The sequence below is a fragment of the Streptomyces sp. NRRL F-525 genome (assembly GCF_000716605.1).
In the GTDB taxonomy this organism is placed as follows: domain Bacteria; phylum Actinomycetota; class Actinomycetes; order Streptomycetales; family Streptomycetaceae; genus Streptomyces.
In genome coordinates this window covers 15808-39770 of record NZ_JNXE01000031.1, presented here as the reverse complement: position 1 = coordinate 39770, position 23963 = coordinate 15808, and the positions used below count along the sequence as shown (strand labels likewise).

The 23963-nt window shown below is 68.0% G+C and carries 20 protein-coding genes, 1 tRNA gene and 1 pseudogene; 9 read left to right on the top strand and 13 right to left on the bottom strand.

Annotation, left to right across the window (positions count from 1 at the left end):
- Positions 1-64: 64 nt before the first annotated feature.
- On the top strand, positions 65-1771 hold the full coding sequence (locus tag OO69_RS34235; protein ID WP_033284778.1) for a PA14 domain-containing protein: 1707 nt from the start codon (positions 65-67) through the stop codon (positions 1769-1771).
- A gap of 59 nt (positions 1772-1830) precedes the next feature.
- On the opposite strand, the gene OO69_RS34230 is transcribed toward OO69_RS34235, so the two are convergent.
- From OO69_RS34230 to OO69_RS34210, 5 genes are all read right to left on the bottom strand, one after another.
- Entirely contained in the window at positions 1831-2283 is a 453-nt protein-coding gene (locus OO69_RS34230; RefSeq protein WP_033284884.1) for a heat shock protein transcriptional repressor HspR, read from the bottom strand.
- A 5-nt stretch (positions 2284-2288) separates the two neighbouring features.
- A complete protein-coding gene (gene dnaJ / locus OO69_RS34225; protein ID WP_033284777.1) occupies positions 2289-3479 on the bottom strand; it encodes a molecular chaperone DnaJ in 1191 nt (396 codons plus the stop codon).
- A gap of 60 nt (positions 3480-3539) precedes the next feature.
- Complete coding sequence (grpE, locus tag OO69_RS34220) at positions 3540-4214, bottom strand: nucleotide exchange factor GrpE (protein ID WP_033284776.1); 675 nt, start codon at positions 4212-4214, stop codon at positions 3540-3542.
- Complete coding sequence (gene dnaK, locus OO69_RS34215; RefSeq protein ID WP_033284775.1) at positions 4211-6055, bottom strand: molecular chaperone DnaK; 1845 nt, start codon at positions 6053-6055, stop codon at positions 4211-4213. Before dnaK ends, grpE begins: the two co-directional genes overlap by 4 nt.
- A gap of 96 nt (positions 6056-6151) precedes the next feature.
- Positions 6152-7174 carry an MraY family glycosyltransferase gene (locus tag OO69_RS34210; protein ID WP_033284774.1) on the bottom strand — a complete coding sequence of 341 codons (1023 nt, stop codon included), beginning with the start codon at positions 7172-7174 and terminating at the stop codon, positions 6152-6154.
- A gap of 240 nt (positions 7175-7414) precedes the next feature.
- Between OO69_RS34210 and OO69_RS34205 the strand changes: the two genes are divergently transcribed.
- From OO69_RS34205 to OO69_RS34180, 6 genes are all read left to right on the top strand, one after another.
- Positions 7415-9706: a (Fe-S)-binding protein gene (locus OO69_RS34205; RefSeq protein WP_033284773.1), complete on the top strand. Its 2292-nt coding sequence runs from the start codon at positions 7415-7417 to the stop codon at positions 9704-9706.
- A gap of 186 nt (positions 9707-9892) precedes the next feature.
- Positions 9893-10294, top strand: coding sequence for a hypothetical protein (locus OO69_RS34200; RefSeq protein WP_033284772.1), 402 nt, complete (start codon positions 9893-9895; stop codon positions 10292-10294).
- 44 nt (positions 10295-10338) lie between these two features.
- The gene (locus tag OO69_RS34195) at positions 10339-10770 is read left to right on the top strand and encodes a hypothetical protein (protein WP_033284771.1); all 432 of its coding nucleotides are present in this window, start codon (positions 10339-10341) and stop codon (positions 10768-10770) included.
- Between the two features lie 48 nt (positions 10771-10818).
- Positions 10819-11595 carry a phosphotransferase family protein gene (locus tag OO69_RS34190; RefSeq protein WP_033284770.1) on the top strand — a complete coding sequence of 259 codons (777 nt, stop codon included), beginning with the start codon at positions 10819-10821 and terminating at the stop codon, positions 11593-11595.
- Positions 11596-12079: 484 nt separating this feature from the next.
- The gene (locus OO69_RS34185) at positions 12080-13564 is read left to right on the top strand and encodes an FG-GAP and VCBS repeat-containing protein (RefSeq protein WP_033284769.1); all 1485 of its coding nucleotides are present in this window, start codon (positions 12080-12082) and stop codon (positions 13562-13564) included.
- Between the two features lie 88 nt (positions 13565-13652).
- Positions 13653-14681, top strand: coding sequence for a Yip1 family protein (locus tag OO69_RS34180; RefSeq protein ID WP_078652683.1), 1029 nt, complete (start codon positions 13653-13655; stop codon positions 14679-14681).
- Positions 14682-15637: 956 nt separating this feature from the next.
- Here OO69_RS34180 and OO69_RS34175 read toward each other — a convergent pair.
- The 3 genes and pseudogenes from OO69_RS34175 to OO69_RS34170 all read right to left on the bottom strand — a co-directional run bounded on the left by OO69_RS34175 (position 15638) and on the right by OO69_RS34170 (position 18150).
- On the bottom strand, positions 15638-16108 hold the full coding sequence (locus tag OO69_RS34175) for an SMI1/KNR4 family protein (RefSeq protein WP_051801382.1): 471 nt from the start codon (positions 16106-16108) through the stop codon (positions 15638-15640).
- A gap of 180 nt (positions 16109-16288) precedes the next feature.
- Positions 16289-16414, bottom strand: a pseudogene (locus OO69_RS53985) (IS5/IS1182 family transposase); the annotation flags it as partial.
- Positions 16415-16470: 56 nt separating this feature from the next.
- A complete protein-coding gene (locus OO69_RS34170; RefSeq protein WP_033284767.1) occupies positions 16471-18150 on the bottom strand; it encodes a pentapeptide repeat-containing protein in 1680 nt (559 codons plus the stop codon).
- Positions 18151-18654: 504 nt separating this feature from the next.
- Here OO69_RS34170 and OO69_RS53625 point away from each other — a divergent pair.
- Positions 18655-18777 carry a DUF6221 family protein gene (locus tag OO69_RS53625; protein ID WP_267885230.1) on the top strand — a complete coding sequence of 41 codons (123 nt, stop codon included), beginning with the start codon at positions 18655-18657 and terminating at the stop codon, positions 18775-18777.
- A gap of 718 nt (positions 18778-19495) precedes the next feature.
- Here OO69_RS53625 and OO69_RS34165 read toward each other — a convergent pair.
- Positions 19496-20005: a phosphoribosyltransferase gene (locus tag OO69_RS34165; RefSeq protein WP_405842312.1), complete on the bottom strand. Its 510-nt coding sequence runs from the start codon at positions 20003-20005 to the stop codon at positions 19496-19498.
- 2 nt (positions 20006-20007) lie between these two features.
- On the bottom strand, positions 20008-20583 hold the full coding sequence (gene dcd, locus OO69_RS34160) for a dCTP deaminase (protein ID WP_033284765.1): 576 nt from the start codon (positions 20581-20583) through the stop codon (positions 20008-20010).
- A 540-nt stretch (positions 20584-21123) separates the two neighbouring features.
- Between dcd and OO69_RS34155 the strand changes: the two genes are divergently transcribed.
- Positions 21124-21197 (top strand) — tRNA-Gly (locus OO69_RS34155).
- A gap of 49 nt (positions 21198-21246) precedes the next feature.
- Here OO69_RS34155 and OO69_RS34150 read toward each other — a convergent pair.
- The 3 genes from OO69_RS34150 to OO69_RS34140 are packed head-to-tail and all read right to left on the bottom strand — an operon-like array spanning position 21247 to position 23932.
- Positions 21247-22440 (bottom strand): tyrosine-type recombinase/integrase, encoded by a 1194-nt coding sequence (locus tag OO69_RS34150; RefSeq protein ID WP_033284764.1) that lies wholly within the window; start codon positions 22438-22440, stop codon positions 21247-21249.
- Positions 22440-22655 carry an excisionase family DNA-binding protein gene (locus OO69_RS34145; RefSeq protein ID WP_033284763.1) on the bottom strand — a complete coding sequence of 72 codons (216 nt, stop codon included), beginning with the start codon at positions 22653-22655 and terminating at the stop codon, positions 22440-22442. The genes OO69_RS34150 and OO69_RS34145 overlap by 1 nt, the downstream gene beginning before the upstream one ends.
- Positions 22652-23932 (bottom strand): replication initiator, encoded by a 1281-nt coding sequence (locus tag OO69_RS34140; RefSeq protein WP_033284762.1) that lies wholly within the window; start codon positions 23930-23932, stop codon positions 22652-22654. The genes OO69_RS34145 and OO69_RS34140 overlap by 4 nt, the downstream gene beginning before the upstream one ends.
- Between the last annotated feature and the right edge of the window lie 31 nt (positions 23933-23963).

The following is a 23963-nucleotide window of genomic DNA, read 5'->3' as shown; positions in this document are numbered from 1 at the left end:
TGATCGTCGACAGCGTCTCTTTACCTGTCTTTGACGCTATGACGATCAGGACTTGAAGGACCGAATGAACCCAGCAAGACGCACGACCGCCGTCGCGGCCACGGCCGTGGTGCTCGCCACCGCGGGCGGGCTCCTGGCCGCCACCGCCGCCCCGGCCTCCGCCGCCACGACCTGCAACTCCCCGGTCTTCAAGCGGCAGTTCTTCGCCAACACCGCCTTCTCCGGTACGGCGAAGAAGACGGACTGCGACAACGCGATCGACCAGACCTGGACCGGCGCCCCCGCCTCCGGCCTCCCGAAGGACAACTTCGGCGTCCGCTGGAGCGTGACGCGGGACTTCGGCTCCGGCGGGCCCTTCGCCCTCGCCGCGTCCGGCCTCGACGGAATCCGCGTGTACGTCGACGGCGTCCGCAAGGTCGACCTGTGGAAGAACACCGCCAAGACGGTGAGCAAGACCGTCAACGTGACGATCCCCAAGGGCAAGCACACCCTGCGGATCGACTACGCCAACTGGACGGGCTCCGCCAAGGTCAAGTTCACGTACACGCCCCGGACTTCGGCCACCGTCGACAAGGTCAAGCCGCTCGCGCCGACGGGCACGGCGGTGTCGTACGCCTCCGCGACCGGCAAGGCGACGCTCACCTGGTCGAAGAACAAGGAGATGGACCTCTCGGGCTACCGGGTCTACCGGCGCCTGAAGGGCACGTCCTTCGGCACCAAGCCGCTCGCGACGACCGCCTCGACCTCGTACACCGACGCCACCCTCCCGGTGACCGGCGAGGACACGTACTACTACGAGCTCCGCGCGATCGACGCGGCCGGCAACGAGTCCGCCGGGACCGCCGACCACCCCGTCACCACCGCCGACCGCACCGCCCCGGCCGTGCCCACCGGTCTGGAGACCTCCCTCTCGGTGGGCGGAATCCCGGTCGAGTGGACCGCGGTCGCGGGAGCGGCGTCGTACCGCGTGTACCGGGCGCCGGACGGGAGCAGCTCGTACGCCAGGATCGGGGACACGGCCAAGGCCTCGTACCTGGACACCTCGGCGGTGGAGGAGAGCACCTACACCTACAGGGTGACCGCCCTGGACGCGGCGGGCAACGAGTCCGCCCGCTCCGCCGCCCTCAGGGCCACCCGCCCGGACAGCACCGCGCCGCCCGCGGTGACCGGGCTGACGGTCACGCCGACCGGGTACGGCTTCTCGCTGGCCTGGGACCCGAATCCGGCGCCCGACCTCGCGCGGTACGTCGTCTACCGGGGTCAACTCCTGGGCGACGAGGAGAAGGTCTGCTCCGTCCACGAGGTGGCGTGGCTGTCCGCCGCCACCACCTCGTACGAGTACGCGACCCTGCCCGACGGCGAAGAGGCCTGCCTCTTCGTCGACGCGTACGACGACAACTGGCTCTCCGCCTGGAAGTGGACCGGCAAGGTCAACATCGTGACGGCGACGGAACTCGACGTGAGGCCGGGCGTCGCGACGCCCGAGGACTCCCCGCTGGAACTGAACGCGTCCGCGACGGAGGGCGGCGCGGGGGTCGACCTCGACTGGAACTGGAGCTACGACCGCCAGGAGACGACCGGCTTCCGCGTCTACCGCTGGAGTCCCGCCACCAAGGCGTACGAGAAGATCGCCGACCTCGGCGGCGACGTCAGCACCTACCACGACACCGGTGCCCCGCGCGGCGCCACGTCCTTCTACTGGGTGACCACCCTGGCCGCGGACGGCACCGAGTCCGTACCGGCGGGCGACTGGGCGGCCCTGACGCCCTGAGCACACAGAAAGGGGCCCGGAGGTCGAACCTCCGGGCCCCTTCCGCGTGTGAGTGGACGTCAGTCCGAGGACTGCTGCCGCTTCGGCCGCCACACCACCAGCGCGCTGGTCTGCTGGACCTCCTGGTACGGGACCAGGTCGCGCCGGTACGACGCGTGCACCGCGGCCTCGCGCTGCTGCATCGTGGCCGCCGCGCCCTCGACCGCCGACTGGAGCTCGGCGACGCGCTGCTGGAGCGCGACCACCTGGTTCTCCAGCTCGATGATGCGCTTGATGCCGGCCAGGTTGATGCCCTCGGTCTGCGACAACTGCTGGACGGTGCGCAGCAGTTCGATGTCGCGGGCCGAGTAGCGCCGGCCGCGCCCGGCCGTGCGGTCCGGGGAGACCAGGCCGAGGCGGTCGTACTGGCGCAGCGTCTGCGGGTGCAGGCCGGAGAGCTGGGCCGCCACCGAGATGACGTAGACCGGGGTCTCCTCGGTCAGCTCGTACGGGTTGCGTCGACGGCCGTCCATCACTCTCATGCTCCCTTCGCGGCCTGGAACAGCTCCGCCCGCGGGTCCTCGCCCGCGGTCGCCTCTCGATACGCCTCCAGTGCGTCACGAGCATTCCCCGTGACGTCCTTCGGGACACTCACCTCGACGGTCACGAGGAGGTCACCCCGGGTGCCGTCCTTGCGGACCGCGCCCTTGCCGCGGGCGCGCATCGTCCGGCCGTTCGGCGTGCCCGGGGGCAGCTTCAGCGTCACCGGGGGGCCGCCCAGGGTGGGCACCCTGACCTCGCCGCCCAGTGCCGCCTCGGCGAACGTCACCGGGACCGTCACCGTGAGGTTGTCTTCCTTGCGGCCGAACACGGGGTGCGCGTCGACATGCACCATGACGTACAAGTCCCCTGCGGGACCGCCCCGTTCACCCGGTGCGCCCTTGCCGCGCAGCCGGATGCGCTGGCCGTCCGTGACCCCCGCGGGGATCCGGACCTGCATGGTCCGGGACGACTTGGCGCGGCCGCTGCCCTTGCACTCGATGCACGGGTGCTCGGCGATGAGGCCGCGGCCCTTGCAGTCGGGGCACGGGTCCGTGAGCGAGAAGCCGCCGCCGGAGCCGCGCGCGACCTGGCCGGTGCCGACGCAGGTCGGGCACACGCGCGGTGTGCCGTTCTTGTCGCCGGTGCCCGAACAGGCCTTGCAGGGCTGCTGCGAGGACATCCGCAGCGGGACCGTGGCCCCTTCGATCGCTTCCGTGAAGCTGAGCGTGACCTCGGACTCGATGTCCTGGCCGCGCCGGGGCTGCGTACGGGTCGTGCCCGTGCCGCCGCGGTTGAACAGGCCCCCGAAGACGTCACCGATCCCGCCGCCGAAGCCGCCGGCACCCCCGGCGCCACCGCCGCCCTGGGCGCCGCCTCCGAAGAGGTCGCCCAGGTCGAAGTTGAAGTTGCCGCCGCCCGCGCCGCCCGGCCCCGGGCGGTAACCGCCGTTGCCGAAGAGGGAACGGGCCTCGTCGTACTCCTTGCGCTTCTTGGGGTCACCGAGGATGTCGTTGGCCTCGGAGATCTCCTTGAAGCGCTCCTCGGCCTTGGCGTTGCCCTTGTTGGCGTCCGGGTGGAACTCGCGGGCGAGCTTCCGGTACGCCTTCTTGATCTCGGCCTCGGTGGCGTCCTTGGGGACGCCGAGGACCTTGTAGTAGTCCTTCTCGATGAAGTCCTTGGTGCTCATCCTCGACGTCCCTCCTTTCCCTTGGTGCTACTCGCTGTGCGGGTCCCGTGGGGTGCGATGTCAGCCCTCGTCCGGGCCACCGCTCTCCTTGTCGTCGTCCGCGCTCTCGGCGGCGTCCGAGGACTCCGCCTTGCCGGTCCCTGCGGCGCCGGGCTGGGGCTCCGCGACCGCCACCCGCGCGGGGCGGATGGTGCGCTCGCCGATGCGATACCCGGGCTGCAGGATCGCCACGCAGGTCGTCTCCGTGACGTCCGGCGCGTACGAGTGCATCAGGGCCTCGTGGATCGTCGGGTCGAAGGGCTCGCCCTCCTTGCCGAACTGCTGCAGTCCCATCTTCGCCGCGGCGGTCTCCAGGGATTCCGCCACCGACTTGAAACCGCCGACGAGTTCACCGTGTTCCCGCGCGCGGCCGATGTCGTCGAGCGTGGGCATCAGCTCGGTCAGGAGGTTCGCCACGGCGATCTCCTTGACCGCGATGCGGTCCCGCTCGACCCGGCGGCGGTAGTTCTGGAACTCGGCCTGGAGCCGCTGGAGGTCCGCGGTGCGCTCTTCGAGCGCCTTGCGCACCTGGTCCAGCTGGGCCGTCAGACCGGCGATCTGTGCACTTGCGTCCCCTGCCGGGGCCGCCCCCTCCCCACTGCTGGAGGGGGAGGCGGCCTGCGGCTCGGCGTCGTCGGGGGTGGCGCCGGAAGGGACATCAGGCTTCTCTTCGAAGCCCGGGGTCTCCTCCGTCACGCGGCACCGTCCTTGCGCTCGTCGTCCACGATCTCGGCGTCCACCACGTCGTCGTCCGCCTTGGGCGCCTCGGCACCCGGGGCGTCGCCGCCGGCGGCCTGACCGGCCTGGGCGTCGGCGTACATGGCCTGGCCGACCTTCTGCGAGACCGCGGCGACCTTCTCGGTGGCGGTGCGGATCTCGGCGGTGTCCTCGCCCTTGAGCGCGGCCTTCAGCTCCTCGACGGCGGCCTCGACCTCGGTCTTGACCTCGCCGGGGACCTTGTCCTCGTTGTCCTTGAGGAACTTCTCCGTCTGGTAGACGAGCTGCTCGCCCTGGTTGCGGGACTCGGCGGCCTCGCGACGGCGGTGGTCCTCGTCCGCGTACTGCTCGGCCTCCTGGCGCATGCGGTCGACCTCGTCCTTCGGCAGCGAGGAGCCGCCGGTGACGGTCATCTTCTGCTCCTTGCCGGTGCCGAGGTCCTTGGCCGTGACGTGCATGATGCCGTTGGCGTCGATGTCGAAGGAGACCTCGATCTGCGGGACACCGCGCGGGGCCGGCGGCAGACCGGTCAGCTCGAACATCCCGAGCTTCTTGTTGTACGCCGCGATCTCGCGCTCGCCCTGGTAGACCTGGATCTGCACGGAGGGCTGGTTGTCCTCGGCGGTGGTGAAGATCTCGGACCGCTTGGTCGGGATCGTGGTGTTGCGCTCGATGAGCTTGGTCATGATCCCTCCCTTGGTCTCGATACCGAGGGACAGCGGGGTGACGTCGAGGAGCAGGACGTCCTTGACCTCGCCCTTGAGGACACCGGCCTGGAGGGACGCGCCGATGGCGACGACCTCGTCCGGGTTGACGCCCTTGTTGGCGTCCTTGCCACCGGTCAGCTCGCGCACGATCTCCGCGACGGCCGGCATACGGGTGGAGCCACCGACGAGGACGACGTGGTCGATCTCGTTGATCGAGATGCCGGCGTCCTTGATGACGTTGTGGAACGGCGTCTTGCAGCGCTCCAGCAGGTCGGCGGTCAGCTGCTGGAACTGGGCGCGGGTGAGCTTCTCGTCCAGGTGCAGCGGGCCCTCGGCGGAGGCCGTGATGTAGGGCAGGTTGATCGAGGTCTCGGTGGAGCTGGACAGCTCGATCTTGGCCTTCTCGGCAGCCTCGCGGAGACGCTGGAGGGCCATCTTGTCCTTGCCCAGGTCCACGCCGTGGCCGGACGCGAACTGCTTCACCAGGTAGTCGACGACCCGCTGGTCCCAGTCGTCACCACCGAGGTGATTGTCGCCGTTCGTGGCCTTCACCTCGACGACGCCGTCGCCGATCTCCAGGAGGGACACGTCGAAGGTGCCGCCACCGAGGTCGAAGACGAGGATCGTCTGGTCGTCCTTGTCGAGGCCGTACGCCAGCGCCGCGGCGGTCGGCTCGTTCACGATGCGCAGGACGTTCAGGCCCGCGATCTCGCCGGCCTCCTTCGTCGCCTGGCGCTCGGAGTCGTTGAAGTAGGCCGGGACGGTGATGACCGCGTCCGTGACCTTCTCGCCCAGGTAGGCCTCGGCGTCGCGCTTCAGCTTCTGCAGGATGAAGGCGCTCATCTGCTGCGGGTTGAAGTTCTTCCCGTCGAGCTCGATCTTCCAGTCCGTGCCCATGTGGCGCTTCACGGAACGGATGGTCCGGTCAACGTTCGTGACCGCCTGGCGCTTGGCCACCTCTCCGACGAGCACCTCGCCGTTCTTGGCGAAGGCGACGACGGACGGCGTGGTCCTGGCGCCCTCTGCGTTGGTGATGACGGTGGGCTCGCCGCCTTCAAGAACGCTGACGACGGAGTTAGTCGTGCCCAGGTCGATGCCGACCGCACGTGCCATGGTTGATTCCTCCAGCAATGACTTGAGTGGAACGGACTCAAGTGTGCACGACACTCACCGCTGGGTCAACAGAGCTGAGTCGAGCAGGCTCAACTCTTATCCGTTCCTTACACGCAACTGGCCCCTGACCTGCGTCGATTCGGCCCGCCGCACCCCGTAGACGTTGACTTTAAGCAGCCCGAACACGACGACCAGGGCCCCGCCCGCCACCCACGCGACGGCGGATTCGCCCGCCCACCCGTTGTGCACGAGCACCCCGACGAGCACTCCGGAGAACCCGCCGGCGCCCAGCACCACCACCGCCCCCTGCGGAGTGAGCCCCAACCGCCGCAGCCGGTGGGCGAGATGGTCGGGCCCGCCCCGCAGCAGGGCCCGCCCGGCCAGCCGCCGCGACAGCAGCACCAGTACGGCGTCGGCACTGGCAACCGCGGTCAGCGCGAACAACACCCCCGCGCTGGACGCGAACCCGCGCCCGGCCTGCGTGACGACGGCGGCCGAGGCGAGCAGAAACCCCGTGAACAGCGACCCGCACGCGCCGAGCGCGATCCGGGCGGGATGCCAGTTGTGCATCAGGAACCCGGTGAGCGCGGCGGCCAGCACACTCAGCAACACCGCGAGCCCGTCCATCACTTCCATCGCGGCACAGGCCCCGACCCCGAAGGCGGTGACCACCCCCACGGTCCCCGCGAGCCCGTCGGCGTGATCGAGCCCCTTGAAGGCACCGGCGACGAAGACGATCCACACCACCGCCAACACCCCACCAGGCACGCCGATCTCCCCGTACGGCACGACACAGGCCGCCGCCACGGCCGTACCGAAGACGAGGAACCGCGTCTTCAGCCGCCACACGTCGGCGACGAGCCCGAGCGCGGCGACGGCGGACCCGGCACCCAGCAGCCCGCCGACCCCGTCACCGAGCGGGGCGACACCGGTCCAGTCGCACGCCCAGGTCACCGACACGACGGCGAGGACGACGGCCAGTCCCCCGAGCAGCGGCACCGGGCGCGTCCGCCGTCTGCGGTCGACGATCCTCGCCCGCAGTGCGGGCACCCGGAGCAGGGCGGCGAGAACGGCGGCGAGGAGCAGGGCGGTCGTGGCGGCGAGAATCCCGTAGAGCACGGATCCAAATTAGACGCAAATGTACCAATTCAGTACGAATAACACGATCAGACCGTAACAAGCTTGGGAACAAGCCCGGAGCAGGTCTTTTTAGGCAACCCTCAGCGACACACATCACCGCACGGCTGGCTACAGTGCGACGCAAGATAGGGGTAGTCTCGGTCGAACCGATTAAGTTACCGCTTAGTAATGTGCTGAGCGGTGATGCCATGACCCCTCGCAGGCCCGAGGAGCCCTGAAATGCAACTCGCCGCGATCATCGTGTCGCTGGTACTGATCGTGGTCGGTGTGGCGCTGTTCGCCCGCGCCGTCCTGCAGATCTACACCTTCATGCGACTCGGCCAGAACGTGCCCAAGGGCACCCGCACCGACGAGCCCGTCCAGCGCACCGTCACCGTGGCCAAGGAGTTCCTCGGCCACACCCGGATGAACCGCTGGGGTGTCGTCGGCGTCGCGCACTGGTTCGTGGCGGTGGGCTTCTTCTCGCTGCTGCTGACGATCGTCAACGCCATCGGCCAGCTCTTCCAGGCCGACTGGCTGCTGCCGGTCATCGGCGAATGGGCGCCGTACAACGTCTTCGTCGAGTTCATCGGCACGATGACGGTCCTCGGCATCCTCGCCCTGATCGTGATCCGCCAGCTGAGCAAGCCGAACAAGCCGGGCCGCAAGTCCCGCTTCGCGGGCTCGAACTTCGGCCAGGCGTACTTCGTCGAGGCCGTCATCCTCATCGTCGGCGTCTGCATCTTCATGCTGCACGCGCTCGAGGGCGCCCAGCACCACGTGGACGCCTACGAGGCCTCCTTCTTCATCTCGTACCCGGTGGTCTCGGCCCTGCGCCACCTGGACGTCTCCACGCTCCAGAACCTCACGTACCTCTTCGCCGGCGTGAAGATCGCGACCTCCTTCATCTGGATGATCACGGTCGCCCTGAAGACGGACATGGGCGTGGCCTGGCACCGTTTCCTGGCGTTCCCGAACATCTGGTTCAAGCGCAACGCGACCGGCGAGACCTCGCTCGGCGCCCTGCTCCCGATGACGTCGGGCGGCGAGCCGATCGACTTCACCGACCCGGGCGACGACGACGTCTTCGGCGTCTCCCAGGTCGAGCAGTTCTCCTGGAAGGGCCTGCTGGACTTCTCCACGTGCACGGAGTGCGGCCGCTGCCAGTCGCAGTGCCCGGCCTGGAACACCGGCAAGCCGCTCTCCCCCAAGCTCCTGATCATGTCCCTCCGCGACCACGCGCACGCCAAGGCCCCGTACCTGCTGGCGGGCGGCGGCAAGTCGATGGAGGGCGAGGAGAAGGCGACCGAGGAGCAACTGAAGGACGTCCCCGCGGCGGCTCTGGCGGAGGCCGAGCGCCCGCTGATCGGCACCTTCGAAGAGAACGGCGTGATCGACCCCGACGTCCTGTGGTCCTGCACCACCTGCGGCGCCTGCGTCGAGCAGTGCCCGGTCGACATCGAGCACGTCGACCACATCGTCGACATGCGCCGCTACCAGGTGATGATCGAGAGCGCGTTCCCGTCCGAGGCGGGCACGATGCTCAAGAACCTGGAGAAGAAGGGCAACCCCTGGGGCCTGGCGAAGAAGCAGCGCCTGGAGTGGCTCAAGGAGGTCGAGTTCGAGGTCCCGGTCGTCGGCCAGGACATCGAGGACCTGACCGAGGTCGAGTACCTGTACTGGGTCGGCTGCGCAGGCGCCCTGGAGGACCGCGCCAAGAAGACGACGAAGGCCTTCGCGGAACTCCTCCACATCGCGGGCGTGAAGTTCGCGATCATGGGCGGCGACGAGAAGTGCACGGGCGACTCGGCACGGAGGCTCGGCAACGAACCCCTGTTCCAGGAGCTCGGCATGGAGAACGTCATGGCCCTGAACATGGCGTTCGGCGAGGAGTTGGACGACGACGGCAAGGTGGTCGCCGAGTCCGCGAAGCCCAAGTCGGCAAAGAAGATCGTCGCGACCTGCCCGCACTGCCTGAACACGATCGGCAACGAGTACCCGCAGCTCGGCGGCGACTACGAGGTCATCCACCACACCCAGCTGCTCCAACACCTCGTGGACGAGGGCAAGTTGGTCCCGGTGACCCCGGTCGAGGGCATCATCACGTACCACGACCCCTGCTACCTGGGCCGCCACAACAAGATCTACACGCCCCCGCGCGAGATCATCGCCAGCGTCCCCGGCCTGCGCAACGAGGAGATGCACCGCCACAAGGAACGCGGCTTCTGCTGCGGTGCCGGCGGTGCGCGCATGTGGATGGAAGAGCGCATCGGCAAGCGCATCAACAACGAGCGCGTAGACGAAGCCCTCTCCCTGAACCCGGACATCGTCTCAACGGCCTGCCCCTTCTGCCTCGTGATGCTGACCGACTCGGTCAACGGCAAGAAGAACGAAGGCAAGGCCAAGGAATCGATCCAGGTGGTCGACGTGGCCCAGCTCCTCCTCGACTCGGTCAGGAAGCCGACCGACGACGAACCCCCGGCAGGCACCTCGGAACCGGAGAACGCCCCGGAGCCCCAGCCGGTGAAGTGACAACCGGCAAGTCCGCTACGACGACGCCCCGCACCCTCGCTGAAGGGTGCGGGGCGTCGTCGTAGCGGGAGGGGGTGTAGCGGGCTACACCTCGTATCCGGGAGAGCGGTCCCTCGTGACGGCGAGCGCGCGACGGAATCGTGGAGGGCAGAGAGCAAGCCCCCTACACCTCCCCGAGGACATCCCGTGAAGTCGCTGCTCGCCACCGTGAAGTCGTTCGTCGCCAACCTGCTGCTGTGGTCGTTCTTCGTCGGCGGCCTCGCCGCGAGCACGGCCTCCGGGGCAGTGCTGGACGGCACCGCGAAGAGCGCGGCCACCTACACCGGTATCGCCGTCTCGCTCCTGGCCGGTTCGCGCATCGCGAAGAAGCCGAAGATCAAGGCGTTCCTGTCGAAGCGGTCGACGCTGTGGTTCCTGTTCCTCTTCAACGGCGGTGTGGCCGCGTTCTGCTACCTCTCCATGGACGGCGTCAAGGGCATCGCGACCGCGGCCGGAATGGGCCTGGTCTCCCTGGGCGCGGCGGGCGGCCTGATAACGGGCCGCCGCGAGTCGGCCGCCAAGGCACGCGTGGAAGAGCCCTGGGCCTGACCCCGCAGCCCCCTCACCCGGAACTAACCCCGAAGGACCCAGCCATGCCCTCCAAGCCCGCGAACCGCCACCGCATCCGCGACCGCATCCGCCTCCGCCGTACGGCCACCCTCGCCACCACGGCCGCGGCCATAGCCCTCACAGCCGGACTACTGACGGCCTGCGACCCGACCGACCCGACCGACCCCTCCAACACCTCGGACGTCTCCAACTCCCTGAACTGCCTGCAGAACTGGGACACGATCTCCGACAGCCTCAAGGCGATCCACGACGCGGCGGTAGACCCGACCCGGACCCACGAATCCCTCGCCAGGATCGACGCGGACTCGAACAACACCAAGGTCGACAAGGCGGTCGACAACCTCAACAAGGCAATCTCCGACTACAACAAGTCCATCCTGAACGGCGACACGAACCCCGACTCCAGCAAGATCGACGCGGCGGCAACCCAACTCAAGGACGTCTGCACGCCGTAAGAGAACACGTAGGGACGCAGTCGACCGCCCCCGGAATACTGCTGGCCCATGGATGAGGTCGAGGTCGAGGTCGAGAACGAGGTCAAGGTCGTTGTCGCACACTCCGAGCGGGCGACTCTGCGCGTAGGTGACGTGTTCTTGAAGGTGGACGCGGATCAGGCGCGCCTGGACGCCGAGGTCGAGGCGATGGCCCTGGTCCCGGTCCCGACCCCGGAGATCCTGTGGCGCAAGCCGCCCGTCCTCGCGCTCGCCGCACTCCCGGGAACGACGCTAGGACGCCTCGGCGGCCCGTCGACAGACTCACCGGCGGCCTGGGCCGCGGCGGGCGCCGCCATCCGAAAACTGCACGAAGCCCCCCTGCCGCCCTGGCCCGCCCGGGGAAAGCCCCTAGAGGAACTGACAGCTGAACTAGACGCCGAATGCGAGCAGTTGGTGTCGAACGACGTCCTGCCCGCCGCCCTCGTCACCCGCAACCGCCAGGTAGCCGAAGCCGCACTCCGCCCCTGGACTCCGACGTTCACCCACGGCGACCTGCAGATCGCACACATCTTCGTCGACGACGCCAACGAGGTCACCGGCATCATCGACTGGTCCGAGGCCGGCCCGGGCGACCCCCTCTACGACCTAGCCACCTTCACACTCGGACACGAGAAACACCTCCCCGACGTCATCACCGGCTACGGCACAGACCTCGACCCCGACCTCGACGTCATCCGAGCCTGGTGGTCCCTGCGCAGCCTGCTCGTGATCCGGTGGCTAACCGACCACGGCTGCGACCCCTTCGCACCGGGTTGCGAGGTAGACGTACTCAAATCCCGAATGTGAACCCGCCCACCGCCCGGCTCACGGCTAGGGGTTGCTGCAAGCCGGGGGTAAATCTAACCACTGTCACAACAGATGACTGGTTAGAAATCCCCCCGGCTTCCAGCAACCACCCACCGAGGGTTGGCCGCTAAGCCCACCCGGCGTGCTGTGGCCCGCAGGGCCATCGCCGCAGGCGACGCGACCGCAGGGAGCGCCCTTTACTCGGCTCCCGCAATCCCGACACTGACAAGAAGCGGGCGGCCCAACCCGCACTTGCCAGCACAGTCACCTCAGAGTTTTACCGAGCCCATGCACAACCCTTACGCACCATCACAGGTCTCTTGATCGCCAACCACCCGTGAAGCCAAGAACAACTCCAGGCAAACACGGACGGCACGCACCCCGCGACACCCCTCAACACCCCTCAACACCCCTCAACACCCCTCAACACCTCACCGACGCGGATGCCCGCCACGCATCCCCCGCATGCCGCAGGAGACCCCGCATGCAGCAACACCTGCGCCTCACCCTCGCAACAGCCGCCGCAGCCGCCCTGACAGGCGGCCTGCTCACGCTCTCCGCGACGACAGCCACCGCCGCCGACTCCTTCAAGGTCGCGAAGGCCGACTTCAACGGCGACGGAATCGGCGACGCCGTAGTCTCCGCGCCCGGCGCGTACGTCACCGGCAAGGCCGACGCGGGCCAGGTCGTCGCGCTGTACGGCACCGCCACCGGCGTATCGTCCGCGAAGCGTTCGACGCTGAGCCAGAACTCCGGCAACGTCCCCGGCACCGCCGAGAAGGGCGACTACTTCGGCTACACCACGGCGTACGCCGACTTCAACGGCGACGGCTACGACGACCTGGCCGTGTCCTCGCCGCACGAGAAGGTCGGCACCGACACCGACGGCGGCGCGCTCGCAATCCTGTGGGGCTCCAAGAGCGGCCTCACCGGCAAGAGCAGCGACGTCCCGGACCCGGCCGTGTCCGGCCACGACAACTGGGGCCAGACCCTGGCCGCGGGCGACTTCGACGGCGACGGCAAGGCAGACCTCGCGGTCGGCAGCACGTCCGCCACGATCTACGTCTACAAGGGCGGCTTCAGCAGCACCACCGGCAAGCCCGGCGGCCGTTACACGATCAAGCCCCCGATCCACTCCGGCACGACCGGCTTCCCGTACGGCCCGGAGCACCTGACAGCCGGCGACGTGAACGGCGACGGCCGCACCGACCTCGTGGTCGACGGCTTCGAGACGCAGACGTCCAACGGCTGGAACACCAACTACTACGTGCCCGGCGCCGCGAGCGGCCTAAGCATCGCCGGCGTGAAGACCCTGAAGGCCGGCATCGTCACCGGCATCGGCGACATCAACGGCGACGGTTACGGCGACATCGTCACCGGCGCCGGCTGGGACGCCACGACCGGCGACGGTACGACCGTCCCGGACTCGGCGAACGGCGGCAAGGTCAACATCACCTACGGCTCCGCGTCCGGCCCCGCCTCCACCACGGGCATCACCCAGAACTCCGGGAACATACCCGGCAGTTCGGAGAAGGGCGACGCCTTCGGCTGGGACCTGGACCTCGGCGACGTCAACGGCGACGGCTACCAGGACGTCGTCGTCTCCGCCCCGAACGAGGACCTCGGCGCCGCCACCAACGCCGGCATGGTCACGGTCGTCTACGGCTCCGCGACCGGCGTGAACACCACCACCGGCGTCCAGTCCTTCGCCCAGAGCACGGCCGGCGTCCCCGGCGCGGACGAGAAGAACGACCTCTTCGGCGCCGACGTCAAGCTCGACGACGTCACCGGCGACGGCAAGGCGGACCTGCTCGTCGGCTCGTACGAGAACGACGGCAACGGCGCGGTCACCTACCTCCCCTCCAACGGCACGAAGATCACCACCACCGGCGCCCGCACGATCTCCCCGAGCACCTCGGGCGTATCGACCACGGGCACACCGCAGTTCGGCGCCCTGTTCGCCGACTAGCACCCACATCGCTTACGGGAACGCCAGAGCACACCCGGCGTTCCCGTAAGCGGGCCCCCTGAAGGCCCCCTTACGCGCCCCTTAGGGGATGTCACAGCTCGGCAGCAAAGCCCCACCCAGAGCCCCCGGCCCGACACGTGTCTCCCTGGAACCAGGTACGTTCGATGACGTGGCTGGATTCAGGATCGGACGCGGCGGCCGGGACGGCAGGGCCCCGCAAGCGCGCCCTCAACAACCTCCGTACGGGCAGCAGGCACCCCCTGCGCCGCAGGGACAGCCGTACGGCTACCCCGCGGCCCCGCAGCCGTACCCGCAGCAGCAACCGCAGTACGGAAGCCCCGCGGGCGGCGGCCGGCAGTGGTCCCAGGGGCACGGCGGCAACGGCGCCTACGGCGACGAGCCGGAGTACTTCGGCGACGGCGGCGGGTACGGACAGGGCGCCCACCCGGGCACCCCGGACCCGTACGCGGCGAACAACCCGGGCAGCACCCAGGCCTTCGCCGTAGGGGAGGACCCGTACACCCAGGGCGGTACGTACCGCGCGGGCTCGGCCCAGGCCCCCACGGGCCCGATCGGCCCCCGCCTGCACTGGAAGGACCTGCTCAGAGGCATCGTCCTCGCCCCCCAGCAGACCTTCCTCCAGATGCGGGACTACACGATGTGGGGCCCCGCCCTGATCGTGACGTTCCTCTACGGCCTGCTCGCGGTGTTCGGTTTCGACGGCGCCCGCGCGGACGCCATAAACGCCACCCTGTCGAACGCGGTCCCGATCGTGCTGATCACGGCCGTGGCGATGGTGCTGTCGTCCTTCGTCCTGGGCGTGGTCACCCACACCCTGGCCCGCCAGCTCGGCGGCGACGGGGCCTGGCAGCCCACGGTCGGCCTCTCCATGCTGATCATGTCCCTCACGGACGCCCCCCGCCTGGTCTTCGCCATGTTCTTCGGCGGCGACGCGACCTTCGTCCAGGCCCTCGGCTGGGCCACCTGGGTAGCAGCCGGCGCCCTCCTCACCATGATGGTCAGCCGCTCCCACGACCTCCCCTGGCCGAAGGCCCTGGGCGCATCGGCGATCCAGCTCATCGCCCTGCTGTCGATCGTGAAACTGGGCACGTTCTAGAGACTCCCCGGCTACGACAGTTTTTCCGCTACGACGACGAAGGGCTCCCGGCACACACCGGGAGCCCTTCGTCGTCGTAGGAGCTGCCCCGCCGCTCAGGCGTCGAGGACCTGCCCGGTGCGACGGACGACCGGGGGTTCGACGGACCACCGGTTCCGCCTACCCGTCTAGACGATCGCGCTCGGACTTGTGACGCTCGCGGTCGCCTTCGCTGCCTCGATCGTCCCTAGCATTGCCTTACCGATCAGCACGGAAGTCGCGGTGCTGGGAGCAGCCTCGCTTTTGGTACGGAGAACACAGCAGAGGAGGAGCCAGGCCGCGGAAGCACGAGTCGACGAGTAGGCCACCGGACTCCGACCCCTCTCAGAACAGCGACGAACGGGTCTGGAGCAGCTGGTCCGCCGCCACTTCGGTCACTATTCGGCCAGCTAACCCTGAGCAGGAGGACCGTACATGGTCGACATTGAGCTTCCACAGGCGTTTATCGCTCTGCAACTCAGCGTGTACTCAGCTCGGTTGAGGGTCGTCGAGCATGTTCGTGCGCACGGGCCGATAGGTGGCTGGAGCCCTGACGTCGATGCTGAGGGAGCCAGACTGCAACAAGCTATTGAAGCGCGTGAGGCTGCACTTCGGAGGGCGATCGAGGAGAGCGGCCTGGAACGAGAACATGGCCAGCGCGCGGTTCGCCGGGCGCTCATGGCGGCAGCCGCACCGCAGATGTCAGCTCGGCCCGGAATCACGACTACGCCAGATTCCACATGAGTGTCTAACTGCGTGACAACGCCGACGAATACCGGCGGACGCCCACGCACGACCATGGACCGTCCCGGCAGTTCATCGCCACACCACCCCAAGGCAGAGCCGTCACCCAAGTTGCTTCGGGACGAAGCGGTCATGGGTTCAAATCCCGCAACCTCGTAAGCGAGGTACCAGTTCAGGGCGGTGGGGCAGCTGGTCTACGAAGTGGGCTGGCTCTCCAGCAGTGTTTCCGCCGTCAGGGTTCCTACCAGCGTGCCCGTCAGCCATTCCGCGAGATTCATGCCTTGGGGCCAGCACTCGCCTTCATGGTTGCACCACATGGCGCCCGCAGGATCGCGGAAGTCGACCAGCGACCAGATGGTGCAGCCCCAGTCGTAGATCAGTACCAGGCCGGCCGGGATGCGGCCGGACGGATCCGGCCCGTCCTGGTACAACTCGGCGACGTCAACAAAGTTGCCCTGTGCGGCCCCACCGCTCACGCCCAGGATTCCCTCCCTCGGGCCGAATCCGCCGTTGGCGACCTCGACGTACAAGCGCCGCAGGAGAGGAGGCAACGAGAACCCGATGGCCTCTTCCGCCGCGGCGACAGCCTCCGGTGTTGCGGTCGGTGGCAAAGTCCCCGCCGACGCGATGATCCGCAACGCCTCGACAACCTCATCCTCAGTCACGGGCTCAGACTCTCAGCCCAGAGCCGTCGGACGTGCCAGATGCGTGCCAGATCCTGCTGACAACCACGGGGAGCAGCGGGGAACAAGCCGGCAACCGCCTGCACACCGTTCATGGTCCACCGCAGGACAGCGGACCACTCGCCGCCAAGGACCCCAAGTTTCCCAAGCTGAGGGCCCCGGAATGTGAGCCCCAAGTACCGTCACACCTTGGCCGTGCCAGCTCAGACCGGACGCGGGCCAGGCATGCGCGTCCGCAGTGGTGCCCGGTACCAGCCGTGCATCTGCGTCTGCAATGGCCTGCATGTTCTCCCGACAACAGGTTGTTGGGCTGGTCAGCCGTTCCAAGCCGGCCAAGTCACTTGCTAGCGCTTTACGCGGCCGCGGATTGCAAGGGCGGCGAGGCCTAGGAGGGCGGGTTCAACGAGTCGGGAGAGCATTTCGGTGTAGGTACCGGAAGTGGTCAACGTTTGTGGCGCTGAGCGGAACACGACTGAATTGATCACTACGCGCACGGATTTCTCGAACCGCTCGGACGTCATGCGCTGGGCGAGCGGCCCGTCGGGGTCGACCGGATCGGTCGTACCGCTCGCCTGCGACACGCTCTGGCCGGTCGAACGGCCACCGGTGCCGGTCGTCGGGACGTCCTTCGGAAGGCCCCACAGCATCATCACGAGCACGGTGGCGGCCATGGCCGCCAGCAGCCAGACCAGCGCCCGGGACGCGCGCAGCCCGTAGCCCGACACCGCCCAGTAGAGGGAGAGAAGCGCGCGCTCGCCGCGAGGGCGCTTCCGGTCATGGCGGCGCATCTCCATCTCGCCGTAGTAGAAGTCGGCGGCATCGGGCTCGTTCCTGCCGTCCTCGAAGGACTTGCGGAGCTGCCGGTACAGCGGAGCCAGCGCCGACGGCTCCAGCGCCTCCACGTCGGTGGGCGCCGCCGCCCACGCGCCGTAGCCCTGCGCGGCGCGCCAGTGCTGCTCCTCGGCCAGGGTTCGCCGTACGGTCCAACGCATCGGTATGCGCCCGCGGCGGAGCACGCCCGCGGGCGGAAGCGCGAGGGGGCAGTCGCCCTCCAGGCGCAGTTGATCGAGGTTCACGGCGCCGGAGAACAGGCAGTGGGTGAGGTCAACGTTGTGCAGCACCAGATGAGCGGCATCCACGCCGCGTAGGGAGGCTATGTGCACTCGCGCGTCCCGGCCGCCCAAGTCTCTCTCTTCCAGGGTGTCTTCGGTCCAGTCGGTTCCGGTCCGGTCATTGAAGGGAGCGGCCTGGGTGGTGATGCCCAAGGGATGCGCCAGAACTGATTCGCTGAGGTCGACGGTGGCGTACCGCAGCCGCAGGACCGCCTTCGCCTCCCATCGCGTACGGGTGCACCACACCTTCCCCGCCGCTGCCTCGATGATGACGGGAGCCGCGAAGACCACCGCCGACAGGTCCAGGGACCCTGCGCACACCAAGGGCCCCAGCCGCGCGTCGTTTTCGAACCTCGCTCCGTCGAACCAGGCATGGCCACCGAAGCTGGCTCCCTGAAGGCCGATGTTCCCCAAGAACTGCGCACCGTCGAACGCGGCGTTGTTCAAGAAGCCGACCAGACCGAACCTGGCGTAGCCGGAGAATCGTGCCCGGTCGAAACGCGCCTCTTCGGCGAACCGGGCCTCACCGAACCACGCGTCGCCGTCGAACCGCGCGTCACGGAACCGGGCACCGCGGAACCGTGCCCGTTCGAACTGAACGTTGCCGCTGAACGTCGTGGCCGCAAAGCGGGCGATGCCGGAGAACACCGCCTGCTCGAAGGCGGCTTCGTGCCTGAAGTAAGTGCCATCGAAGTCAGCGTCACCAAGGAACCGCGCGGCATCGAACCGAGCCGTCCCGAGGAGAGGTCGCCGGGTGTCGGGATCCCGGACGGCATCGAGAAGTCGGTTCAGGATGTCTTCGGTGAGCGAGGTGCCACGGTGGTCGAGGTCGCTGCCGGGCTCCAGACGCGTCAGGTAGGCAGCGCGGTGGCCGTCGCTGAGGTGGGCAAGACATTCGGCATAGGGGTCCACACGGCGACCGGGGCAACCCGTCGGAGAGTCGGCTGAGTTGGCGCCGTGTCCACAATGCGGCCAGGGCGGCGCAGCCTCGGAGGAGTGAGTTGTGGAGTCGGGAGGAGACGTCACACCAGAGAGGGACGTGCAGGCCGGGGCGAGAGTTCCGCGCTGCGAGCGGACTGACAACTACGGCTCAAAGCTCCAGGCCGCTCGACATGGTCACTCGCTGATGGCGTAGCCCAGCCCGAACTTGATGGTGGTTACACAGGACCCTACGGTGCCGGCGCCCGCAGCCCGTCTCAGTTTCCCTCTCATTCAGCCCCGTTCACGACCGTTCAGGCGAGACCCACAACCCCTCCCGACGCCGACGACCGACCGCCAATGAACCCAGGTGAACGCCCCCGCACACAACGCACCACCCCACCACCACAGTTGGAAAGCGTGTTGGTCCAACACTCGGAGATGAGCGACGGGCGTAAAGCAAGTGCCGGCGCAGGCCCCATCGTTGAGGATGCCGCCATGACCAACGACCTGGTGGCGTTCCTCAAGGCGCGCCTGGACGAGGACGCCGACCTGGCCCGGCGCTGTGACGGGGCCGAATTCTCTGCGGGGGGGGCGCCGTGCGCGGCTGCGGGCCCGTAGTGGCGTGCGTGGGGTGCTTCCATCCCGACCGCCATCGACCTAGGCAGGGCCGAGCAGACGAGGCCCATGGCGTCCAGGTCGTTCGTACAGTGGCGCGCTCCACCTGGACGGGATGGAAGCTGGGGCGAGTGGTGGGTTGAGGGGATCAAGGACGTCACCACGAGCGCAGCAACCCGATCGAGACGACCGGTCCGGTGTGATCACACATGCTTCTTGGACTTGTGCGGGAGTTATCTCCCGCTGTTCCATGTGCCCCATGACACAGCGATCTTTCGTGGGCGAGGTCAAGCGCCGCTTCAGCCCGCACCCTACTCAGATACCAAGAACGACCTGGCAGAAACTAAATCGAGCAAAAACAGACTCAGGCTGGCTGCTGCTGGCGCTCAATTTTTTCACTTTCGCCCTATTTGCTGCAATTTTCATAAATTCGGCAACTTCTATCTATGCGTTCTCAGTCTTCTATTGGTGGTTGGGTGTCGGTTGCATTCTTGGTCTGTTGCGGACTGGACAGGTAATGGTGTGCGTCGCCAGGGGCGGGGCAGGGCAGCTCGCACCACAGACGCCTGGGACCTCGTCAGGCCGGTACCGGGGTAGGCATACCTGAAGTCCGGACGTGGCCGGAGCGCTGTACAGCCCGCAGTTCGCATCGAGGAGTCGCGGCACGGTCCCACGGGCCGTTGCCTCTACAGCACGCCGTCCCTAGTCGCGGCAGTCGCAGTCAGAGCGCTTCCTTCGACGGGGTGAGCGGCTCCCCCGACTTACGTACTACAGGCAACACACTCCACGGGAAGTTGATCCACTCGTCGGTGCGCTTCCACACGTACTCGCACTTCACCAGCGACTGCGACTTCTCGTAGACGACCGCGCTGCGGACCTCGGCGACGGCGTCGAGGCAGAAGTCGCGGACCAGTTTGAGGGTCTTGCCGGTGTCGGCGACGTCGTCGGTGATCAGGACCTTCTTGTCGGAGAAGTCGATCACGTTCGGGACGGGCGCGAGCATGACGGGCATTTCGAGGGTGGTGCCGACGCCCGTGTAGAACTCGACGTTCACCAGGCTGATGTTCTTGCAGTCGAGGGCGTAGGCGAGGCCGCCGGCGACGAAGACCCCGCCGCGGGCGATGCTGAGGATGACGTCGGGCTCGTAGCCGTCGTCGGCGATGGTCTGCGCGAGTTCGCGTACGGCGACGCCGAAGGCCTCGTAGGTCAGGTTCTCCCGCACACCGGCCACGGTCACACCTGCGTCCGGTGGAAGTTGAGGAAGGAACGGGAGGCGGTCGGGCCGCGCTGGCCCTGGTAGCGGGAGCCGTAGCGCTCGCTGCCGTAGGGGAACTCGGCCGCCGAGCTGAGCTGGAACATGCACAGCTGGCCGATCTTCATGCCGGGCCAGAGCTTGATCGGGAGGGTCGCGAGGTTGGAGAGCTCCAGCGTCACGTGCCCGGAGAAACCGGGGTCGATGAACCCGGCGGTGGAGTGCGTGACGAGCCCGAGCCGGCCGAGGGAGGACTTCCCTTCGAGGCGCGAGGCGAGATCGTCGGGGAGGGTCACGACCTCGTAGGTCGAGGCGAGCACGAACTCGCCGGGGTGGAGGATGAACGGTTCGTCGCCCTCCGGCTCCACCAGCCGCGTCAGATCCGCCTGTTCGACGGACGGGTCGATGTGGGGGTAGCGGTGGTTCTCGAACACCCGGAAGTAGCGGTCGAGGCGCACGTCGACACTCGACGGCTGCACCATGGATTCGTCGTAGGGATCGATCCGGACCCGCCCGGCGTCGATCTCGGCCCGGATGTCCTTGTCTGAGAGAAGCACGCCCCGAGGATACGCAAGACGCGCGGACCGACCACAATCGGACGGACCCGCGCGCCAGCGACGACTACTGCGATACCGCTGCTACCAGTGCTGCATCTCCCGCTAGTTCTACTGCTTCTCCAAGGTCACCAGCACCACACTGCGGAGCCGGGCACACCGCGGACACCTCACGAGTCGGCCGGGGCCGAGCCGCTCCGCCTGCTGCATCGGGAACGAAGCGGTACTGAACACGTGCCCATCGGCACATCGGACGACGGTGCGCTCCATCAAGTCCATGAGTCCCTTCCCCAAGAGCCGCGCCCGACTGCTGCTCGCCGGACGCCAAATGCCACATTACGGGATGAAAGGAACGACTCTCCAGGCGGCACTCCGGTCCCACCCAGACCCTCTTCCACGCCTCCACCGTACGCCCCAACTCCGGCCCGCCGCAGCCCCGTCGCTCTCCCCGTAACGCACTCGAGCCCCACGGCTCCAGCGCCCGGGGCTCGACATGCGGTACAGTGACGGAGCGTTCCGACACCGGTTCAACCGGCGTTTTTCGCGGGTGTAGTTTAGTGGTAGAACATCAGCTTCCCAAGCTGAGAGTGCGAGTTCGATTCTCGTCACCCGCTCCATGACAAAGGCCCAGGTCACTGACCCGGGCCTTTTTGCTGTCCTCGGCGATCAGTCGCCGCGTGCCAGATTCGTGCCAGAACGTTGATCGTCGGGGTCGGCGGTCTCCGGTTCTGGCACGGCAGCAGCTTCCTGGCGTGCCTTGCGTACGGTCGCGTCGAGACCGGCTGCAACTTCCTGCTGTCGGTCGTCGTCGGAGTGCTGGTAAATCAGCGCGGCTTTCTCGGAGGACTGGCCGGCGCGAACCATCGTGTCCTTGAGGGTGGCGCCGGAGCGGGTCGAGAGCGTGTGTCCCGTGTGGCGAAGATCGTAGAACCGGAAACCCTCGGGCACGTCGACGACGGTACGGGCCTTGCGCCACTTGCGGCCGAAGGAGCTGCGCCGGAAGGCCGCGCCTTTCTCCCCGAGGAAGACGAGCCCGTTGGGGCCCTTGCCCGCGTACAGCTCCATGTGGAGGCGCAGTTCCGGGCGGAGAAACTCCGGGAGAACCACGGTGCGGGTACCTGCCTCCGACTTGGTGTCACCAGGGGCGCGGCGACCGTTCGTACGTTCCGGTTCGGCGACCCGTACCGTGATCTTCAGAGCCACGACGTCAACGTCCCTACGGCGGAGGCCTGCCAGCTCTTCGGGGCGGAGAGGGCCGTAGGCGCCGAGGTAGACCATGAGCCTCCAGCGCGGGCCGAGCTGGTCGGCGAGGGCATCGACCTGGGCGACGGTGGCGATGCGGCGTTCGGCCGCCTTCTCCTTTCCGGCGCCCTTGATCCGGCACGGGTTGCGCTTGATCAGGTCGTCGTCCACGGCCGTCTCCATGATGCTTTTCAGGAGTCGGTACGCCTTGGCTGTCGTGGTCTTTGCCTTGGTCGTACGGAGGCGTTCGGCGCGCCATTCACGGACCAGGGGCGCGGTGATCTCGTCGAGGTCCGACTCACCGAAGGTCGGAAGGATGTGGTCGTCCAGGAGGTAGTGGTACAGGTCCTCGCTGAGAACGGAGAGTTCTCGCTCCTCCACCCACTTCTCCGCGTAGACCTTGAAGTTGACTGACCCCGCCTCCGGGTCGCGCCAATCGCCGCGCCGAATCTCGGTCTGTTTCTCGGCGAGCCAGTCGTCAGCGTCCGCGATCGTCTCGAAGGTTTCCGGGGCCGGGCGCATCACGCCATCGGGTCCCGGATAGCGGGCCTGGTAGCGGCCGGAGGGAAGCCGTCTGATCGCGCCGAAACGGCGGCGCCTGCCCTTGCCATTGGCCATTAGGCAGCCCTCCTGTGTCGAGTGCGGGGGCGCCTGAGCGGCTCCACCGTGCGGGACTGGATGAACTCCTCCACCGCGCTCTTGGGGATGCGGATGTGCCGGCCGACCTTCACGTACCGGATGCGCCGCTCCTCAATCAGTCGCCGGGGGAAACGGGCGGTCGTGCCGAGCAGCTCGGCGACCTGGTCGACGGACAGGTAGGGGTCAGTCGTCATGTGGTCGGCTCCCCTTCCGTTCCAGGGGCGGGTTCGAGGGATGCGGCAAGCCAGGTCTCCACGGAGCTGAGGCCCGTGCCGGCGAACACCCAGTGCGCGAGGACGAGCGTGGAATCGCCGTCCTGCGGGACGGGTGGAGCCGTCTGGGCGCGACGCCAGTCGGCTCGGGCGGTGCGCAGTGCGCCGAGGGTGGTGGAGTAGCGGCGGGACTTGGTGGAGAAGTGGCCGCGGAAGCCGAGCATGTGGGCCCAAGCACGGAGGCGGAGGTGTTCCAGGCTCTTGCGGGCGCCGAGGGTCCAGGCGGTTCGGATCATGCGGCGTGCGTGGTCGCTGATACGGGCGTGGGCCAGTTCGGCGAGGAACCGAATCGGTCGGTCCAGGGCGCCCGTTGCCGTTTCGGCGCCCTTGGTGGCGTACTTCGCGATGTACGCGGCTACGGCCCGATCGGTGAGTTCCTGGCCACCGTCGAAGTCGGCAGAACGGATCGGACGGACGTCGAGCTGACGGCCGAACGCGAAGGTGTGCGGGCGGTCCTCGATCACTGGGCCCTCTACGCGGGCGGCGGAGGCGGCGGAACGGATGGCATCCGCCAGCAGTTCGGCCGTGGCCCATGCCGGAGGCGGAGTGTCGCCACCTTCCGGGCCGTCGAGGCGGATGACCGCATGGAAGTGGACGGCTCCGCGCTTCTGGTACTCGGCGACCTTGGCGAAGGAAATCCTGGCGTGATTGCGGAACGTGCGTTGGGTGAGGCCAGCGAGCTTGGCGACCTCACGGCGGAGGTAGATCGAGAAGCGCCGCCAAAGGGCACCGGCGTGCGCGTTCCAGAGAACGGCAGCTTCGTAGTCGTAAGTGTCGGGGTTGAGCGGGGTGCCGAGTTCGGTGTCGTCCTGGTCGTGGGAGACGCCGCAGCGGCAAGGGCGGCCATCGGTGCGGCGGTTGTGGACCGGGCCGAAGCTCGGGGCGGTGAAGGTCGCGAAGACGCGGGGGTGCGTCGCTACCCGGGCAGTTGTGCCCTTGCCGCCGCGAAGTCCGGCCGTGATCAGGTGGAAGGTGTCACGACGGTAGGTCTCGGCGCAGGCCGGGCAGCGGGATGCTCGGCGGTTGTTGCAGCGGACCAGGAGGTGACCGGCCGGGAGGGTGGCCGAGTCCAGTCGGCGGAGGAGGTTGCCGATCTCGCCGGTCTCGGTGTCGACGTCGTATTCGGTGCGGTGACCGTCGAGGCGTACGGGGTGGGTACAGCCGCCCAGGCCCGCGAGTTGTCGGGCGAGTCCGGGCATGTTGCCCAGGGCGGCGAGGGTGCTCAGCTCC

Coding starts and splice junctions, on each gene's coding strand:
- OO69_RS34235 (WP_033284778.1), top strand. CDS start 65: ATGAACCCAGCAAGACGCACGACCGCCGTCGCGGCCACGGCCGTGGTG.
- OO69_RS34230 (WP_033284884.1), bottom strand. CDS start 2,283: ATGGACGGCCGTCGACGCAACCCGTACGAGCTGACCGAGGAGACCCCG.
- dnaJ (WP_033284777.1), bottom strand. CDS start 3,479: ATGAGCACCAAGGACTTCATCGAGAAGGACTACTACAAGGTCCTCGGC.
- dnaK (WP_033284775.1), bottom strand. CDS start 6,055: ATGGCACGTGCGGTCGGCATCGACCTGGGCACGACTAACTCCGTCGTC.
- OO69_RS34205 (WP_033284773.1), top strand. CDS start 7,415: ATGCAACTCGCCGCGATCATCGTGTCGCTGGTACTGATCGTGGTCGGT.
- OO69_RS34195 (WP_033284771.1), top strand. CDS start 10,339: ATGCCCTCCAAGCCCGCGAACCGCCACCGCATCCGCGACCGCATCCGC.
- OO69_RS34190 (WP_033284770.1), top strand. CDS start 10,819: ATGGATGAGGTCGAGGTCGAGGTCGAGAACGAGGTCAAGGTCGTTGTC.
- OO69_RS34185 (WP_033284769.1), top strand. CDS start 12,080: ATGCAGCAACACCTGCGCCTCACCCTCGCAACAGCCGCCGCAGCCGCC.
- OO69_RS34180 (WP_078652683.1), top strand. CDS start 13,653: ATGTCACAGCTCGGCAGCAAAGCCCCACCCAGAGCCCCCGGCCCGACA.
- OO69_RS53625 (WP_267885230.1), top strand. CDS start 18,655: ATGACCAACGACCTGGTGGCGTTCCTCAAGGCGCGCCTGGACGAGGAC.
- OO69_RS34150 (WP_033284764.1), bottom strand. CDS start 22,440: ATGGCCAATGGCAAGGGCAGGCGCCGCCGTTTCGGCGCGATCAGACGG.
- OO69_RS34145 (WP_033284763.1), bottom strand. CDS start 22,655: ATGACGACTGACCCCTACCTGTCCGTCGACCAGGTCGCCGAGCTGCTC.
- OO69_RS34140 (WP_033284762.1), bottom strand. CDS start 23,932: ATGCCCGGACTCGCCCGACAACTCGCGGGCCTGGGCGGCTGTACCCAC.